Here is an 18,088-nt window from a genome sequence, read left to right as displayed (position 1 = left end):
TTTGTCTCGTCTTGCAATATTCAGCCGCTCTATTTATCATGTTGACCACGTCTTGATAAATTCAAACGCTCTATTTATCATGTTTGCTCTGTCTTGATAAATTCAGACACTCTATTTATCATGTTGGACCTGTCTAGATAAATTCAAGCCTTTTATTCACTTTCCTAATAAAAATATGACATTTTTTTATACTTTTCTATATCTCTTCAATCCCACTATATTCAAAATTGTAAATCCTATTATAAATACAAGTAATATACACATATCAAACCAAATGTATTCAAATCCTTGTCCTTTAATCATTATATTCGTCAAAGCATCACCGGCATATCTTAATGGGAATAAATAACCAATTACGCTAATCCAACTTGCAACATTTTCTAACGGAATAATACCAGAGAAGAATACTTGTGGTATCACTACTATAGGAATAAATTGAATCATTTGGAATTCAGAATTTGCAAATGTAGAAACAAATATTCCCATTGCTAAAGCTGAAAGAGCAGTTAAAATATTAATTAATATTACCAACCAAATACTCCCAGCTAAATCTATTTTCAATAAGTAAATTGCATAAAAAACGATAATGATTGTTTGAAAAATAGCAAATAAGCCATATCCTGCTAAGTATCCAAATACTATTTCACTTCTTTTAACTGATGTTGCAAGCAAACGTTCTAAAGTACCATTTGTTCTCTCTCTTAATAAAGCAATACCAGATATTAAAAATACAAAGAAGAATACAAAGAATCCAATTAGTATAGGAAACATTTTATCAAAATAAGTACTATCTGAATCTCCATATAAATAATGATTGTCTAATTTCAATTCTTCAGAAGCTTTTGAGTTACTTTGTTTCAGATTATTGGGCAGTTTCTCAATAACATTAACCACATCTTGCATTTTATTTTTTTGTAATACGGTACTTATTATTTGCTTAGTCGCACTAGACTTACTTGGATCTTCATTTGTATATGTGACATACAAATCCGAACCTCTTTTTTCTATATATGCATCTAATTCTGATTTTTCTATCGTTTTTCTAATCGAATGTGTATTCTCATAACTTTTAATATCTACTTTATCTTTTGGTATTTCCTTTGTAATTGTACTCGGAACATTCTCATTTATACCTATTGTTAAATTAGTTTCTGAATTTGTATTAAATATGAAATACATAAGTGTTAATACTAATATTGGCGCAAATAGCATTAATGCAAGTGTTCTGTTATCTCTAATGAGCTCTTTAACAACTCTTATAAAAATAGCTTTAAACCTCATGATGATCACCTTCTTCAGCTTGTAAAAACACCTCTTCAATAGTGTTAACATTAAATTTATCTTTCAATGCTTGTGGTGTACCTATTTCAAAAAGTTTACCTTCAATTATTAAACCAATATAGTCACATCTTTCCGCTTCACTCATAACATGCGTTGTCACAATCACTGATTTACCTTTATTAGTTAAACTGTTCAACTGCTTCCAAATATCCCTTCTTAAACTAGGATCAATACCTACAGTTGGTTCATCTAAAATTATAAGGTCTGGGTTTGAAATGAGTGTAATAGCTAAAGAAAGTCTTCTTTTCATACCTCCAGAAAAAGTAGAAACAATTTTATCCATATCTTGCTCCAAGTTCACTAACTTCATATTTGTTACCATTTCTTGTTCTAATTTTTCTCCTTTTAAACCCATTAGATTGCCAAAGAATACTAAATTTTCTCGAGCAGATAAATTTTCATATAATGCATCACTTTGGCCCATATAACCTATACGGTTAAGCACTTTTCTATTTGGTATATCTTTGTTAAATACTATAGCATGACCTGATTCTAAACTTTCCATACCCATCAAACATTTAATGGTAGTTGTTTTCCCTGATCCACTAGGACCAATTAATCCTAATATCGTACCAGAATTGAGTTCTATATTTATATTATTTAAAACTGCTACTTTATCGTAGTACTTAGTCGCATTTTCTAATTTTGCTACAACCTCTGTCATAATTGGACAACTCCTTTTAAAATCTAGTTTCAATTTTATTTATTATTGCAATTATAACGCTCTTAAAGAAAAAACACCCACTAGTTAGTGAGTGTTAAAGTAAATCTTTCTGGAACTACAGGTACTTCTTGACTATCTAAACATAAAAATAAGTCCTTGTATCCGTTTATTATGTTATAGTAGTTTTCATTTTCTAAATCCCTTTTCTTCTCGCTAGGGACTTCTAATCCTCTATCTCGTAAAATTTTCAACTGTTGATTATGTGTTTTAAAAGGTTTCATTTAATTCATAACTCCTAAAAAGATAGCCATAACCCGAGTAGAGTTATGGCTAGATCATTTGTATATATTACACTATTTCTCCAAGTAAAGCAACGACAAAATCATACAAAAAAGACGCTTCCCAAAGGTTTAGTAACCTAATGGGAAACGTCAATAAAAATTATGTCCCTAATATTTGCTAAATGCCTTCAAATCAACGTTTGATGGCTATTTTACATCATGCCTGGCATACCGCCCATGCCGCCCATATCTGGTGCAGCTGGTTCGTCTTCTGGTATATCTGCTACTACCGCTTCAGTAGTTAAGAACATTGCTGCTACTGATGCTGCATTTTGTAATGCTGAACGTGTAACTTTTGTTGGATCCACAATACCTGCATCTAACATGTTTACCCATTCGTCTGTTGCTGCATTGAAACCAATACCTTCATCTGCATTTTTAAGTTTTTCAACTATAATTGAACCTTCTAATCCAGCATTTTCAACTATTTGACGTAATGGTGCTTCTAAAGCTTTCAATACAATATTCACACCTGTTTGAACGTCGCCTTTAGCATCTACTTCTGCTACTTTATTATATATTGAAACTAGTGCAGTACCACCACCTGCTACAATACCTTCTTCAACTGCAGCACGTGTAGAGTTTAATGCATCTTCAATTCTTAATTTACGTTCTTTTAATTCAGTTTCAGTTGCTGCACCTACTTTTATAACTGCAACACCGCCTGCCAATTTAGCTAAGCGTTCTTGTAATTTTGTACGGTCGAAATCTGAAGTAGTTTCTTCGATTTGTGCTTTAATTTGACCAACACGAGCATCTATATTAACTGAATCTCCTTGACCTTCAACTATTGTTGTATCATCTTTAGTTACTTGAACTTTACCTGCTTCTCCAAGCATATCTAATGATGTTTCTTTTAAGTCTAAACCTAAATCATCAGTAATAACTTGTCCACCAGTTAAAATAGCTAAATCATCTAACATTGCTTTACGACGATCACCAAATCCTGGTGCTTTAACAGCAACAGCAGTAAATGTTCCACGTAATCTATTTAATACTAAGTTAGTTAATGCGTCACCATCTACATCATCAGCAACGATTAAAATCGGTCTGTTTGTTTGTAATATTTTTTCTAAAATAGGTAAAATATCTTGGAATGATGAGATTTTTTTATCTGTAATTAAAATGTAAGGATTTTCTAATTCAGCTGTCATTTTATCAGAATCTGTAACCATATATGGAGAAGTATATCCTCTATCAAATTGCATACCTTCCACGACTTCTAATTCAGTACTGAATCCTTTTGATTCTTCAATTGTAATTACACCGTCATTACCGACTTTCTCCATAGCTTCTGAAATAAATTTACCTATTTCTTCATCAGCTGCTGAGATAGAACCAACTTGAGCAATTTCTTCTTTCTTCTCAACTGGTTGTGAAATTCTGTGTAATTCTTCTAATGCTACTTTAACAGCTTTATCGATACCTTCACGAATACCAACAGGATTAGCACCACTTGTTACGTTTTTCAAACCTTCTTGAATCATAGCTTGAGCTAACACTGTCGCTGTAGTCGTACCGTCACCAGCAACATCATTTGTTTGGTTAGCAACTTCAGCTACTAACTTAGCTCCCATATTTTCGTATGCATCTTCTAATTCAATTTCTTTTGCAATTGTTACACCATCATTAGTAATTAATGGTGAAGTGAATTTTTTATCTAAAACGACATTACGTCCTTTTGGTCCTAATGTAACTTTAACTGCATTAGCTAATTTATCAACACCAGCGAGCATTGAACGACGTGCATCTTCTGAAAATTTTAATTCTTTAGCCATTTATAATACCTCCATAATATATCTTCAACAAATCTAAATTAATTATTCTATAACTGCTAAAATATCCTCTTCTGAAAGGATAATATATGTCTCTTTATCACGTTTAACTTCTGTTCCTGCATATTGTTGATAAACAACTTGATCTCCTACAGCAACATCTACAGTAAGTCTTGTGCCATCTTCTAAACGCTTACCTGGTCCAACAGCTACAACTTTACCTTCGTTAGACTGTTCTTTAGCTGAATCTGTTAATACAATTCCGCTAGCTGTAGTTTGTTCTGTTTCTGTTTTCTCGATAATAATTCTATCTCCCAATGGTTTTAACATTTATAAAATCCTCCTTGGCGCTATTAATATTAGCACTCTTAATACTTAAGTGCTAACTACATTTTTATAATAATCAAATTTGGTCAAAATTACAAGCAATATAACTTAATTTTTTCTCTTTTCGTACTAAATAAGGTACAATATGTACATGTTTATTTTTGGAGGAATTGAAATATGCAATTTAATCGACTAACTGTCAACATTGCTACATTACTATTATTTGCCGTTGTACAAACGATAGCAATTATACCAAATAGCTTATACGCGGATTCAGGACTATCTAAAATCACAAGATTAGAGATTAGTTTAACTTGGATGTCTGCTTCAGCTATCATTGCAGTGTTACTATTATGGTTTATGAACTCAAATATTAAAAATCCAACTCGTCTTGAGAAACAAACAAAAGAACCATGGGTATATGTTATTTTTTGGTGCATAGCGGGAATATTTCTTGCAATGTTCGGACAAATAATCGCAGCTTTAATCAATACTTATATTCTTAATCAACCTATGGAGAGCGGTAACACGCAAAATCTTATGAAGATTGCACAACAATCACATATATTGATTATTTATATCGTATTAGCTGGTCCTATACTTGAAGAACTGATATTCCGAAAATTAATTTTTGGTGAAATATATAATATGATTAAAGCACCTAAATGGTTAAGTTTTATAATCGCAGTATTAGTCAGTTCGTTTGTCTTTTCTCTAGCACATTCAGACCCCGAACATACTTTAATCTATGTAGTAATGGGAACTGTTTTTAGTGGGCTATATGTTTTAACTAAAAGAATCATCGTACCAATCGTTGCCCATATGGGAATGAATGGTATCGTAGTTTTAGGTCAAATTGTTTTTAAAGATCAACTTAATGAACAAATAGAAAAACAATCACAAGTATCTAACCTTATTTATCAAACATTTATTAATATGTATTCATAAAAATAAAAAGCCTCGGATATTTTTATCCTTGGCTTTTATTTTTCAATATTGTTTAACGCCCCATAAAGCTTCTTCACATTTTTTAATGATATACTTTAACACTTCAATTCTTGCTGATTTTTTATTATCAGCTGGTACAATGTGCCATGGTGCGTAATCGGTATTTGTTTTTTCTATCATATCGTGACTAGCTTCAATATATAAATCCCATTTCTCTCGATTACGCCAATCTTCATCGGTTATTTTCCATTGTTTTTCAGGGGTTTCTTCTCTTTCTTTAAATCTTTTTAGCTGTTCATCTTTATCTAAAGTTAAAAAGAATTTTAATACAATTGCACCTTCATCCGTCCACATTTTCTCAAATTGATTAATTTCTTGATACGCACGTGACCATTCATCTTTAGTTGCAAATCCTTCGACTCTTTCAACTAAGACTCTGCCATACCAACTTCTATCAAATATTTCAACATGCCCACTTCTTGGCATATCTTTTGCAAATCGCCATAAATAATGATGAGTAAGTTCGACATCTGTAGGTGCACTAATTGCATTGACCTCATAACCAGTTGGGTCTAATTTTTCTCTTACTCTTTTTATATTTCCACCTTTACCGGCAGCATCCATTCCTTCATACACCAATATTAAAGGTATTTTTCTTTCATACAAAGCAAATTGCAGCTCTTTTAACCTGCTTTGTAGTTCACCTATTAATGATTTGTATGTTTTATTGTTTATCTTTTCAATAGATTGATTAAGTAATTCAGATTTAAAATTATCACTAAAATTGCCATCACTTACTTTCTTAGTCTCTTTATGTAGTTGAATGGCACTTTTTAAACGCGTTATAATATGTTGATTCATTGATTTAATAGCTTCATCTTTTTCTGTATAATCAATAATTTTCCATTCATCTTTAGGTGCATCTTTTAAAATTTTATGCATCTCTTTATGGTAAACATCATCAGCTATAGCACTTTCATATTCTTGTGCTTTCCAATTTGTAAGTGGATTTTCCTTCATTTCTTTTAAATGCGCTTTTCTTTTTTTATCACTAATCTCAATATAAAACTTAATTATTTCATACCCATCATCTTTAATCATCGATTCAAAATTCTGTATTTGTCTTTTTAATACATGATATTTATTATAAATGGAATTCTTGATTTTATTTTCTTGGTATTCAATAAAATATGCATACCAACTTCTAAAATAAATGTTAATATCTCCTCTAGCAGGTAAACTGTTCCAATATTTCTGTAAAAATTGGTACCTAAGATCATCCTTTGTAGGAGACTTTGTAGGTATAAAACGCGTGTATTTTGCATCAAGTGTTAATAAAAGTTCGTTAGATAGTCTTGTCTTCCCTGAAGCTGGAACACCCTCAAATACTATCATAATAGGAATTCCAAGTTCTTTAGTTTCCCTAGTTAAAGCTGCTACTTCTAAAGATAATTGTTCATTATTTTTAGTCATATCAATACACCTCTTTTCAAATAATATTATATGCCCACATTACAGTTTTCGCAATTTTCAAGTAATTATTATATTGATAATGGTATAATACTTTTAATATGGAGGGAAAATTATGACACTTACATTTAAAGAATATCAATATGAACAAATAAACATTGAAGAAAAAGAACAAAAAACGAAATCACTTTTAAAAATATTAGATCACGCTGAAACAATTGCTGAAGCTATAGAAACTATAAATAAAATAAACAAAATAAGAAATCATACAGATACATACTTCAACATTGCTTACATTAGAGCATCTATCGACAGTCACGATGATTTTTATAGTAAGGAAAGAGACTTTTTTGATGAAAATATGCCTAAAATACAAAATTTAGATAACCTATTTTATGAATCATTACTTAATTCTAAATTTAAAGACGAGCTAATTAAACATTTTGGTCAACAATTATTTTCTTTAGCTGAAGTTGCTTTATACACTTATCATCCTTCAATCAATGAATTACTCGTAAAAGAAAATAAGTTAGTAAGTAAATATGATAAATTAGTTGCCTCAGCAGAAATTGAATATAAAGGAGAACAGTTAAATTTATCACAGTTTAGCAAATATTTAATAAATAAAGATAGAAATATACGTAGAGATGCATACATTACGAAAGAAAAATTTTTCGACGCTCATTTAGAAGATTTTGATCGAATTTATGATGAGCTTGTTAAAGTTAGACATGAAATAGCTATAAAATTAGGATATGACAATTTTGTTCAACTTGGTTATGATCGCATGCAAAGGATTGGATATGGTGATCAAGATGTTAAAGTTTTTAGAGATCAAGTAAAAGAATTTATCGTTCCTATAGCTGAAACTATTAAAGCACAACATGCTAAACGTATAGATGTTAACCAATTAAAAGTATATGACCAAAATTTCACGTTTAAATCGGGATCACCTAAACCACAAATAACAACAGATGAAATTGTAGAAAATGCTAGAACAATGTATTATGAACGCTCTAATGAAACAGCAAAATTCATTGATTTTATGATAGATAAAGAATTGTTTGATTTAGAAGCTAAGAAAGGAAAAGAAAGTGGTGGTTATTGCACAATTATTAATGATTTCAAATCACCATTTATCTTCGCCAACTTTAATGGTACACAAGGTGATATCGAAGTCATGACTCATGAGGCTGGTCACGCTTTTCAAGTTTTTGAAAGTCTGAAATATTCCGTACCTGAATATTACTTTCCGACTTCGGAAGCATGTGAAATACACTCTATGAGTATGGAATATTTAACTTATCCATGGATGAAACTATTTTTCAAAGAGGAAACAGAAAAATTTAAGTTATCACATTTAGAAGATAATATTAAATTTTTACCATATGGCGTAGCGATAGATGAATTTCAACATAAAGTGTATGAAAATCCAGGTATTTCTGTTGAAGAACGAAGAAAAATTTGGTCTAACATAGAGAAGAAATACTTACCAACTATAGATTATGATGGCATACACCACTTAGAAAATGGCGCTTTTTGGCATAGACAAGGTCATATATTTGCTTCACCTTTTTATTATATCGATTATACATTAGCCACAATTTGTGCAATGCAATTTTATATCAAACAAGAAAATGATAAAGAACAAGCATGGGCTGACTATTTAAAAATATGTCAAATCGGCGGATCTCAATCATTTGTGGATATTATTGAATCAGTTGGTTTACAATCACCATTTGAAAAAGGCACTGTAAAATCAATTGTGGAACACATTTATAAAGCAATTCAAAATATTGATCAGTCCCAATTCTAAAGACAACTTTACTAAGTTCTGCCAAGTTGTAGATTAAGTCACTAGTTAATCGAAGAGTTCTGCCAAGTTGTAGATTAAGTCGGACGTTAATCGAAGAGTTCTGCCAAATGAAAGGCTGAGACAATTAACTTGTCTCAGCCTTATTTTTTCATATCTAATTTATTAAGATTTAGTTACTTTTCTCAAGAAGAATACAATTACAGATCCTAAAATTACTACTATCGCTAACGAAATACCAATAATTAGTGGCTTTGAAACATCTTTTTTTTCTGAAGCTGTATCAAAACTTTCAGTAGTTGTTGAAGTGGATTCTGTTTTTGTATCATTATCTTCATTTGTGGATGTAGTTGCTGTTGTATTAGATGTTTTTTTAAATTTAGGATGAGCTAAATCAGGTCTACTTCCTACTTTACTCGTAACCAAATCTAAAACATCTTCATCCAATTTACTATAATATTCTTCAGAGTTACCTGGAATGAACTTTGGATCTTCTCCTTCAGAATATTGTTGTTCATAATTATCAGGATAAGATGGCATAGTAGGTGTATATTGATCTATATATTGGCTATTATAGTTGTTATTATTTGAGTCATTTGATTTTGGTTCTTCAGTTGATGGTTTTCCTTCACCTGAATTATTAGGCGGTGGTGTTTGATTATTGCTATTTCCACCATTTGGTTCTTCCGTACTCGGTTCCTCTGTACTTGGCTTTTCACCTGTATTAGGTTCTTCTGTGCTCGGTTCTTCTGTTGATGGTTTTCCCCCACCTGAATTTGGCTCTTCCGTACTCGATTCTTCTGTACTTGGTTTTTCACCTGTATTAGGTTCTTCTGTGCTTGGTTCTTCAGTTGATGGTTTTCCCTCACCTGAATTTGGCTCTTCTGTACTCGGTTCCTCTGTACTTGGTTTTTCACTTGTGTTCGGTTCTTTGATTGGTTCTTCTGTACTTGGTTTTTCACTTGTATTCGGTTCTTTGTTTGGTTCTTCTGTACTTGGTTTTTCACTTGTATTCGGTTCTTCTGTACTTGAATCTTTTTTCTTCTCTGTTTTTTGTTTAGTTTGTTCTTCAGCTGTATTAGGAGAAGTGTCTTTCACATTTGATTGTGAAGGTTCAATAGCGAGTGTATCATTCCCGTGTGCTACACCTATAACCATCGAAGATAATAATAAAGTTGATATAATTGAATTTTTAAGTACCTTCATAAATGTTATCCCCCTCCTATACGTTTTCAATATTATAAGTATAAATCATAAATATCTTGTTTTCTATGCTTTAACCCCATATGTTACACAGAATTAATATTTTGTAATAACTTATTCATATTTCTAATAATTAGAGGTTAAGATAAGTTGTACATAATAATTACTCCCTATCCAAAAATTGAATTTCGAATAGGGAGACTTTTAATGTTTTAACTATTTAGTTGCAAGTTATATTTTGTAAATTTCAAATAGACTTGCCCTGATTCTGTTGAAGTTCTAAAGTTTACTGCATTTTCATCCGGAAAAATTCTAGTTGTAAATACGCATTCTCCATCATTTACGAAAATTTCTAAACTTGAGGTATCGCTATAAATTCTTAACTGTTCTAAATCCTTATTTAAAGTTGTTGTACGTGTTGCTTTATCAACCGCTTCACTCACAACACCACTTTCAAAACGGTCTAATGTCAGCTGCTTTGTTCTTGTATTATAAATTATTTGAGTAGAACATTTTTTTGAAACTCTTACATCAAAATATATTTCTGTCGCTTCATTTTCAATAATATCTATAATCAACTCATATTGTTTACCTTCATATGGATGTAATTTCACAGAGTGTTTGTTTGCATAACCTTCTGCTGTTTCTTTATTCGTTCTTAATTTTTCTAGAGCTTTAATCGGTCTTTGAACTAGTTTATTATTTTCGATTGTTAACTCTCTTGGAATTGTTAAACAGTGCGCCCAACCTTCTTCATCAGTTGCATAATCAATTTCAGGAAGTCCCATCCAACCTATTAAAATTCTTTTACCATTTTTGTCTAAAAATGTTTGTGGTGCATAAAAATCAAAGCCTTGATCTAGTTCAATAAAATGATGATGCTCAAATTCTAAAGTATCGATATTAAAATCACCAATTAGATAGCCAGATTGATATATGTTTTCAAATTGATTATTTTGAGGTTCAATACCCTGTGGAGAAAAGATAAATACATCTTTCTCATCCAGCTTGAACAAGTCTGGGCATTCCCACATATAACCGAAATCTTGTAATTTAGTATGTATTTCACCCTTTAAAGTCCAATCTTTAATGTTAACAGACTCATAAATAACTGCACTTCCCGTTTCATTTTCTCTTTGTATTCCAAAAATAGCATAGTACTTATCTTTTTCTTTCCATACTTTAGGGTCTCTAAAATGTTCAGTATAGCCTTTTGGAACATCATGAATCACAGGTTTATCAAATTTCTTAAATGATCCATCTTCTTGTTGAACTGCAATCATTTGTGTTGATTTTCTATTCCATTCATTATCTCTAACGTTACCTGTGTACATTAAATGTAATTTGCCTTCGTAATCAAATGCACTTCCAGAATAAACTCCATGACTATCGAATTCTGTATCTGGTGATAAAGCAACTCCTTCATCTTTAAAACTCGTTAAGTTTTTACTTGTATAGTGATACCAATACTTCAATCCATGTACAGCTCCTAATGGAAACCACTGATGAAATATATGGTATGTACCATTATGATAAATAACTCCATTAGGATCGTTTAATAATCCTGACTTTGGTTGTATGTGAAAGATTTGACGCCATTTTGATTGGTTAACTTGTTCTAGCAGTTTATTATATTCAACTTCAGATATGTCTGATAGTTTTTTGTATTGTTCTTCACGTGTCCAATTTACCATTATCATTCTCCTTACTTCTCATTTTAACCGGCTACATAATATACTTATTTTATCATATTTTATAAGCTAATTTATCCTTCGTTTCAAAATGATTGTTCTCAAACCACATTTCTTTCAAATAAAAAAACTGCCAACAAAGTTAAGTTTTGTCGACAGTTTGAATACTTATATTATTGTTTTTCGACTGTTATAGTCCATAAAGCATCGCCTAATTGTTCATAATTAGTAACAGGATATCCATTATCCGCTGCCCAATTTGGAAGTGCTTCTGTTGCTTGTGTACAATCGAAATCTATTTTTAGTTGCTCTCCAACTTGTATTTCATCCATTTTATTTTGTGCTTCTATTAATGGAAATGGACATACCATTCCAACAGTACCTAATTCATGTACCATTATTACACGCTCCTTTTATTAAATACTTTGTGTATTCACTTGTGTTTTAGCTTGTCTAGCTTTTCTAGGTTTAACAAAAATGAAGTAACTCATAAACCAAGCACCAAAAATCATTGAAGGTAAGGCAACCCAACCTTGCCAACTCATAGCTGCTGTAGATACTAGTCCATTACCGATTGAACAACCGCCTGCTAATGATGCACCTACACCCATACAAGCACCACCAATCACACTATTTCTAATTGTCTTAGTATCTGGCATTCTCCATTTAAATTCTCTTGAGCCTTTAGCTGCAATATATGAACCTACGAAAATACCTAATACTAAAAATACACCCCAGTTTATTAATGAAACATCTCCAGTCACTAAATACTGAACGATATTGGCTGAAGGAGTTGTAATACCAAGTCCTCCAACTCTACCAGTTGAAGCGCTCATTGGCCAAGCAATTAAAGCAATAACTCCTACTGCAACTGCCGCAACAAAAGGATGGTATCTTTTTTCAAATAACATATGACGTATTCCCGTATATTTCGGTTTTAATTGAGGTATAGCAACTTTTGGTTTTTTCAAAGTTTTTGTAACAAAATATGCTGTTATCATTACTAACACTATAATTAATAACCAAACAGGTATATTAAGTGTTTCAGACATATTTGAATTCATTACACTATATGAATTTATATTTTCTTGTAAAGGATTTAAAGGACCAGATTTCATAATTGCGGCCGTCACACCATACAATACTAATGCAATCCAGCTTCCTATTAATCCTTCACCTGCTCTGTACCATGTACCAGTTGCACACCCACCAGCTAGTATAATACCAATACCAAATACAAATGATCCAAGTATCGTACCTACTAATGGAAATGTTTCCGCTTCTATTTTAAAGACGCCTAATCCTACTAAAGTAAATAACCCAATACTTTGAATAGAAATAGCTATTAATAAAGCATAAAACATTTTATTATTTTTTTGTACATACATATCTCTAAATCCGCCTGTTAAACAAAAACGTGTTCTTTGCATAACAAAGCCGAGTAATATACCGACGATAAGTCCACTCATAACCATCCAAATCACGTTTACATCTCCTTATTCTTATTACTTTGATAGGAATAATAATATATGATATTCCACATTTTTTCAAGTTACCATTTCATTACAAAAGTTTGATAATTCAAAAAAAGAAAAAACAACCGTAATTTTTACGGTTGTTTCGTTTCATCTTCATCCATACCTAGTTCTTCTTCCATTAATTTTTGTTCTGCTTTTAAATATTTTTTATAACCTATTTTAGAAATTATGATACTAATCTCATATAAAAGTATCATCGGAATTGTAAATAACATATGTGTCATAAAATCAGGTGGAGCTATTAATGCTGCTACGACAAGTAATATGAAGTATGCATATTTTCTGTTTTTCTTTAAGAACATCGGTGTTACAATCCCTAATCTTGTTAAGAATAATAATAAAATTGGCAATTGAAATACGAAACCAAAAGGTATCGTAAATTTGAATAATTCACTAAAATATTCTTTAATACCAATGGTCTGCTTTATACCCATGTCATCTGCTAGTCCCATCGTAAATGCTATTAAATATGGGAATATGATAAAGTATGAAAATAACAAACCTCCTACAAACAAGAACAAACTAAATGGAATATAGCTTAGTGTAACTTTTTGTTCTTTTGGATGTAATCCCGGAGATATAAATGCCCATATTTCATATAATATAACTGGTGATACAATAATAAATGCAATAATGATAATCATTGCTATGTATATTGTGAGTGGATCTGTTATCCTAAACGCATTCAATTCTAATGTTTGGGTAAAATCATCATTCGTAATATAGTAAATCACTGGTTTAGCAATGAAAAATCCAATAATGAGCCCACCTATTAGAAAATATGCAATAATCATAATACGACCACGTAATTCTTCTAAGTGTTCGACAAAAGTTAAATTGTCTTTATCCACCATCTTACCTCCAATCTAAAAAAAGATGTGGCAGGAAACCCGCCACATTTAAGGGAACATCTGTTAAATAAAATTCTATTTAACTTCTTTATCTTTGCTATCTTCAGGACTACTTTTCTTTTCATCAAAGTTTGTCATGCCATCTGTAGCATCTTTAAATTCTTTCAAAGTTGATCCCATCGCTCTACCAAACTGTGGTAATTTCTTTGGCCCAAATATAATTAATGCTACTACCCCTATAAATAATAAACTAACTGGTCCTGAAATACCGACTGTATTAATAAACGTTAAAGCTTCCATTTGATACCCTCCTATTGATTCTTCATAAAGAAGATTAAAGATTGCAATTCAATTCCTAAATCTATATGATGAACCTGCACTTTCTCAGGTACATTTATTCTTTGAGGTGTAAAATTCAAAATACCAGTAATTCCAGCAGATGTTATACGATCAGCAACTCTTTGTGCTGCTTGTTGTGGTACTGTCAATATTACAACTTGTATACCTACTTCTTCAACTACTTTTTCAAAATCATCCATACTATCAACTGTCAATTTACCTACCATACTTCCAGATATACTTTCAGATTGATCGAAAGCTGCGACAATTTGCATTCTATCATTAACAGTAAAATTATAATTCACAAGTGCAGTACCTAAATTACCAACACCAACGATTGCGACTTTAGTCATATCATCTTGTTCAAGGGTTGTTCTAAAAAATTTTAATAAATAACTAATATTGTATCCGTAACCCTTTTTTCCTAATTCACCAAAATATGAAAAATCTCGGCGAATTGTAGCTGAATCAATTTTAAGACCTTCACTTAATTCTTTTGAAGATACACGATCTACGCCTGAATTATGAAGTGTACTAACAAATCTATAATAAAGAGGCAAACGTTTCAAAGTTGCTTTAGGGATCTTCACATCATTCTTTGCCAAAATCCTCACCTTTTCCACTATAAAATAATGTGATTGCGTTCACATCTAATGGGTTTATTATAACAAACTTCACATAAAATAACTATATAAATATTGTATGTCATTTACATACAATTATCGTTCATTTTCATGTAGAATAATAACTAATAGAGAGGTGTAAACATGATACTTTTACAAATAAATAATTTAGAAAAATCTTTTGATGGCGATGTTATTTTTTCAGATGCTGATTTTGAAGTTAAAACAGGTGAAAGAATTGCAATAGTTGGAAGAAATGGTGCAGGTAAAACAACACTCATGAAAATTATTGCCGGCGTCGAAAGTTATGATTCAGGAAACATGTCTAAAGGTAAACAAGTTTCTATGGGATATTTAACACAACAAATGACATTAGACTCAAATGATACTGTTATGAATGAAATGAAAAAACCATTTGAACATGTAATAGTAATTGAAGAAAAGATGAAATCTTTAACAGACTGGTTAAGCAAACACGCAGATGACTATGATAGCGATACTTATCAAGAAAAGTTATCTCAATATGAAACACTATCAAATCAATACGAATCATTGGATGGCTATCAATATGAAAGTAAAATTAAAACTGTTTTAACGGGTTTGAATTTTATAGAGTCTGACTTTGATAGACAAATTCAATCATTCAGTGGTGGTCAAAAGACTAGATTATCGATGGCTCAGATGTTATTAAGTGAACCAGACTTGTTATTACTAGATGAACCTACTAACCATTTAGATATGGATACAACAGAATGGCTTGAGAACTATTTAACACATTTCAAAGGCGCTATCGTTATAATCAGTCACGATAGATACTTTTTAGATAAAATAGTTAACCAAGTTTACGATGTTGCTTTAGGTTCTGTAAAAAAATACGTAGGTAACTATAGTAAGTTTTTGAAAGAACGTGACGCACATTACGAAAAAGTAATGGCTGAATACGAAAGACAACAAAGTGAGATTAAAAAATTAGAAACATTTGTTGAAAAAAATATAACACGCGCATCTACAAGTGGTATGGCGAAAAGTAGACGTAAAGTCTTAGAACGAATGGAAAGAATCGATAAGCCAAGACTTGATGCAAAAAGTGCACAAATTAATTTCGAAATAAACCGAGCTACTGGTGAAGATGTTTTAAAAATTAATAATTTAGAAATTGGTTACTCTGAAAGCATAACTTCACCAATTAATTTAGAAGTAAAACGTCATGATCGCATCGCTATAATCGGTCCAAACGGAATCGGTAAATCTACTTTGATTAAGACAATCGCACAAAAGCTTCCTGCATTAGCTGGAGATGTCTTATTCGGTTCTAATATTCAGATTGGTTATTATGACCAAAAACAAGCAGAATTTAAATCCAATATGACAATATTAGATTATGTATGGAATCAATACTCACATATGCTAGAGAAAGACATTAGAACCATTTTAGGCAGATTCTTATTTACCCAGGATGAAGTCAAAAAAGTAATTAATGACTTATCAGGTGGAGAAAAAGCACGTCTTCAACTAGCATTGTTAATGCTAGAAAAAAATAACGTTCTTATTCTTGATGAACCTACCAACCATTTAGATATTGATTCTAAAGAAATGTTAGAACAAGCTCTACAAAACTATGAAGGCACACTACTCTTTGTATCACATGATCGATATTTTATTAATGAACTTGCTAATAAAGTATTCCATATCACTTATGAAGGTAATGAGCTTTTCCAAGGAGATTATCAATATTATTTAGAAAAACTAGAACAACGTGATGCAATCAATAGTTATGAACAAAATGATAGTTCCTCTACTCAAACAACTAAAGATGATAATTTTTATACAAATCAAAAACAACATAAAAAAGAAAAACGTAAACTTGAGCGACAATTAGAAGAAATTGAAAATAATATTTCTACATATGAAGAACAAATTACAAACTATGAGCATCAGCTTACATTGCCAGAAATATTTAATGATATTGAGAAGAGTAATGAAATTAATAATCTAAGAATAGAAACAGAACGTTTGCTCGAAGAAAACATGGAAAAATGGGAAGAAATAGAAAGTAAGCTCAATTAATCATAAATCACTAAGGTAAGTTTTACACCTTAGTGATTTTTTATATCGAATATTAATCACACTTTTATTCACAATAAAAAGACTTGTTTTACAGTCATCCACAGAGTTATCCTACTTATCCACAGGTAAAAAGTAAAAACAAGCCATTCATCGTAAAACTTATCCACAAATAAAACAAAAGATATACTTAGGTTATCCACAATTTGTGATTAACTTGTGCACAAGTACAAACGTTCTGTATTGACTTTATGAATATCTCATGCATTTTGTTGGTGACTTGTAAATATTGTGAAATCAAAATGAAGTTAATCTTAAATTATTAATCTAGTAGATTAATTCACTAGCTTTAATATTGAAAAAGTTTTATAATTTATGTAACCAATTTTCTTGTCTTGTACACTTTAGTAAGAAAACACTGCTTACTAAATTTAAATTTAGTAAGTGCTTAGAGTTAAATTTCATTGATTAATTGGTCTTGTGTATTATACAGAAGGGATGATGATTTATGAATAACGCTAACATTGAGAGTTATACAACAAAAGCTAAAGAATTGCTAGAGCATAAGATTATAACTAAAGAAGAATATGAACAACGTATTAAAGACTACACTGATTACACAAACAGTGAAGGAAAGTACACTAGAAAATGAACACATTAAAATGACTGAGACATAATTGTCCTAGAAATTTTATAAAAATCATTTTGGTAGCTCATAAAACTACCATCAGATTGCCCGCAAAGTTTAAAACTTTGTTGGCATTTTTTTATGCGCATGCTTTCCACTTGTGTGAATACAGATACCCTTGCTTACACTTCTACTGACTTTTGTGAATACAGACACCCTTGCTCACACCTTTCTCTACTTATGTAAATACAGACATCCATACTTACACTTCTACTGACTTTTGTGAATACAGACACCCATGCTTACATTTCTCTCTACTTGTGTGAATACAGATATCCATACTTACACTTCTACTGACTTGTGTGAACATAGACATCCTTACTTACACTTCTACTGACTTTTGTGAATACAGACACCCTTGCTCACACCTTTCTCTACTTATGTAAATACAGACATCCATACTTACACTTCT

General features: G+C 31.1%; 16 protein-coding genes and 1 pseudogene. 4 read left to right on the top strand and 13 right to left on the bottom strand.

Annotated features, from left to right (window positions below):
- Positions 1-186: 186 nt before the first annotated feature.
- The 5 genes and pseudogenes from LQ609_RS07175 to groES all read right to left on the bottom strand — a co-directional run bounded on the left by LQ609_RS07175 (position 187) and on the right by groES (position 4,451).
- Positions 187-1,281: an ABC transporter permease gene (locus LQ609_RS07175; protein WP_239734520.1), complete on the bottom strand. Its 1,095-nt coding sequence runs from the start codon at positions 1,279-1,281 to the stop codon at positions 187-189.
- The gene (locus LQ609_RS07170) at positions 1,271-2,005 is read right to left on the bottom strand and encodes an ABC transporter ATP-binding protein (RefSeq protein WP_078358270.1); all 735 of its coding nucleotides are present in this window, start codon (positions 2,003-2,005) and stop codon (positions 1,271-1,273) included. Before LQ609_RS07170 ends, LQ609_RS07175 begins: the two co-directional genes overlap by 11 nt.
- Positions 2,006-2,106: 101 nt before the next feature.
- A pseudogene (locus LQ609_RS07165) lies at positions 2,107-2,286 on the bottom strand (Abi family protein); the annotation flags it as partial.
- Between the two features lie 212 nt (positions 2,287-2,498).
- Entirely contained in the window at positions 2,499-4,124 is a 1,626-nt protein-coding gene (gene groL / locus LQ609_RS07160; protein WP_078358271.1) for a chaperonin GroEL, read from the bottom strand.
- A gap of 42 nt (positions 4,125-4,166) precedes the next feature.
- On the bottom strand, positions 4,167-4,451 hold the full coding sequence (gene groES, locus LQ609_RS07155) for a co-chaperone GroES (RefSeq protein WP_078358274.1): 285 nt from the start codon (positions 4,449-4,451) through the stop codon (positions 4,167-4,169).
- A gap of 174 nt (positions 4,452-4,625) precedes the next feature.
- Between groES and mroQ the strand changes: the two genes are divergently transcribed.
- On the top strand, positions 4,626-5,396 hold the full coding sequence (gene mroQ / locus LQ609_RS07150; protein WP_078358277.1) for an intramembrane glutamic endopeptidase MroQ: 771 nt from the start codon (positions 4,626-4,628) through the stop codon (positions 5,394-5,396).
- 42 nt (positions 5,397-5,438) lie between these two features.
- Here the strand turns inward: mroQ and LQ609_RS07145 are convergent, their stop codons facing one another.
- Positions 5,439-6,869 (bottom strand): phosphate--AMP phosphotransferase, encoded by a 1,431-nt coding sequence (locus tag LQ609_RS07145; protein ID WP_078358279.1) that lies wholly within the window; start codon positions 6,867-6,869, stop codon positions 5,439-5,441.
- A gap of 112 nt (positions 6,870-6,981) precedes the next feature.
- Between LQ609_RS07145 and LQ609_RS07140 the strand changes: the two genes are divergently transcribed.
- Positions 6,982-8,682, top strand: a complete 1,701-nt coding sequence (locus LQ609_RS07140; protein ID WP_239734519.1) for a M3 family oligoendopeptidase — start codon at positions 6,982-6,984, stop codon at positions 8,680-8,682.
- 162 nt (positions 8,683-8,844) lie between these two features.
- On the opposite strand, the gene LQ609_RS07135 is transcribed toward LQ609_RS07140, so the two are convergent.
- From LQ609_RS07135 to LQ609_RS07105, 7 genes are all read right to left on the bottom strand, one after another.
- On the bottom strand, positions 8,845-9,885 hold the full coding sequence (locus LQ609_RS07135; RefSeq protein ID WP_239734518.1) for an SdrH family protein: 1,041 nt from the start codon (positions 9,883-9,885) through the stop codon (positions 8,845-8,847).
- 209 nt (positions 9,886-10,094) lie between these two features.
- Entirely contained in the window at positions 10,095-11,576 is a 1,482-nt protein-coding gene (locus tag LQ609_RS07130) for a sucrose-6-phosphate hydrolase (RefSeq protein ID WP_078358285.1), read from the bottom strand.
- Positions 11,577-11,746: 170 nt separating this feature from the next.
- Entirely contained in the window at positions 11,747-11,971 is a 225-nt protein-coding gene (locus tag LQ609_RS07125) for a sulfurtransferase TusA family protein (RefSeq protein WP_239734517.1), read from the bottom strand.
- 18 nt (positions 11,972-11,989) lie between these two features.
- Positions 11,990-13,057: a YeeE/YedE family protein gene (locus LQ609_RS07120; RefSeq protein WP_078358290.1), complete on the bottom strand. Its 1,068-nt coding sequence runs from the start codon at positions 13,055-13,057 to the stop codon at positions 11,990-11,992.
- A gap of 125 nt (positions 13,058-13,182) precedes the next feature.
- Positions 13,183-13,965, bottom strand: a complete 783-nt coding sequence (gene tatC / locus LQ609_RS07115; protein ID WP_078358291.1) for a twin-arginine translocase subunit TatC — start codon at positions 13,963-13,965, stop codon at positions 13,183-13,185.
- Between the two features lie 72 nt (positions 13,966-14,037).
- Positions 14,038-14,262, bottom strand: a complete 225-nt coding sequence (locus tag LQ609_RS07110; protein ID WP_239734516.1) for a twin-arginine translocase TatA/TatE family subunit — start codon at positions 14,260-14,262, stop codon at positions 14,038-14,040.
- Positions 14,263-14,273: 11 nt separating this feature from the next.
- Positions 14,274-14,906, bottom strand: a complete 633-nt coding sequence (locus LQ609_RS07105) for a redox-sensing transcriptional repressor Rex (RefSeq protein ID WP_078358294.1) — start codon at positions 14,904-14,906, stop codon at positions 14,274-14,276.
- Between the two features lie 162 nt (positions 14,907-15,068).
- Here LQ609_RS07105 and LQ609_RS07100 point away from each other — a divergent pair, with 162 nt between their 5' ends.
- Complete coding sequence (locus tag LQ609_RS07100) at positions 15,069-16,991, top strand: ABC-F family ATP-binding cassette domain-containing protein (RefSeq protein ID WP_107509494.1); 1,923 nt, start codon at positions 15,069-15,071, stop codon at positions 16,989-16,991.
- Positions 16,992-17,496: 505 nt separating this feature from the next.
- Entirely contained in the window at positions 17,497-17,640 is a 144-nt protein-coding gene (locus LQ609_RS07095; protein ID WP_182476958.1) for a hypothetical protein, read from the top strand.
- Positions 17,641-18,088 lie beyond the last annotated feature (448 nt).

The sequence above is a fragment of the Mammaliicoccus sp. G-M28 genome (genome assembly GCF_022386595.1).
GTDB lineage: Bacteria > Bacillota > Bacilli > Staphylococcales > Staphylococcaceae > Mammaliicoccus > Mammaliicoccus fleurettii.
Note: the sequence above shows the minus strand (reverse complement) of the source record. Positions and strands in the feature narration are given on the sequence as shown.

Coding starts and splice junctions, on each gene's coding strand:
- LQ609_RS07175 (WP_239734520.1), bottom strand. CDS start 1,281: ATGAGGTTTAAAGCTATTTTTATAAGAGTTGTTAAAGAGCTCATTAGA.
- LQ609_RS07170 (WP_078358270.1), bottom strand. CDS start 2,005: ATGACAGAGGTTGTAGCAAAATTAGAAAATGCGACTAAGTACTACGAT.
- groL (WP_078358271.1), bottom strand. CDS start 4,124: ATGGCTAAAGAATTAAAATTTTCAGAAGATGCACGTCGTTCAATGCTC.
- groES (WP_078358274.1), bottom strand. CDS start 4,451: ATGTTAAAACCATTGGGAGATAGAATTATTATCGAGAAAACAGAAACA.
- mroQ (WP_078358277.1), top strand. CDS start 4,626: ATGCAATTTAATCGACTAACTGTCAACATTGCTACATTACTATTATTT.
- LQ609_RS07145 (WP_078358279.1), bottom strand. CDS start 6,869: ATGACTAAAAATAATGAACAATTATCTTTAGAAGTAGCAGCTTTAACT.
- LQ609_RS07140 (WP_239734519.1), top strand. CDS start 6,982: ATGACACTTACATTTAAAGAATATCAATATGAACAAATAAACATTGAA.
- LQ609_RS07135 (WP_239734518.1), bottom strand. CDS start 9,885: ATGAAGGTACTTAAAAATTCAATTATATCAACTTTATTATTATCTTCG.
- LQ609_RS07130 (WP_078358285.1), bottom strand. CDS start 11,576: ATGGTAAATTGGACACGTGAAGAACAATACAAAAAACTATCAGACATA.
- LQ609_RS07125 (WP_239734517.1), bottom strand. CDS start 11,971: ATGGTACATGAATTAGGTACTGTTGGAATGGTATGTCCATTTCCATTA.
- tatC (WP_078358291.1), bottom strand. CDS start 13,965: ATGGTGGATAAAGACAATTTAACTTTTGTCGAACACTTAGAAGAATTA.
- LQ609_RS07110 (WP_239734516.1), bottom strand. CDS start 14,262: ATGGAAGCTTTAACGTTTATTAATACAGTCGGTATTTCAGGACCAGTT.
- LQ609_RS07100 (WP_107509494.1), top strand. CDS start 15,069: ATGATACTTTTACAAATAAATAATTTAGAAAAATCTTTTGATGGCGAT.
- LQ609_RS07095 (WP_182476958.1), top strand. CDS start 17,497: ATGAATAACGCTAACATTGAGAGTTATACAACAAAAGCTAAAGAATTG.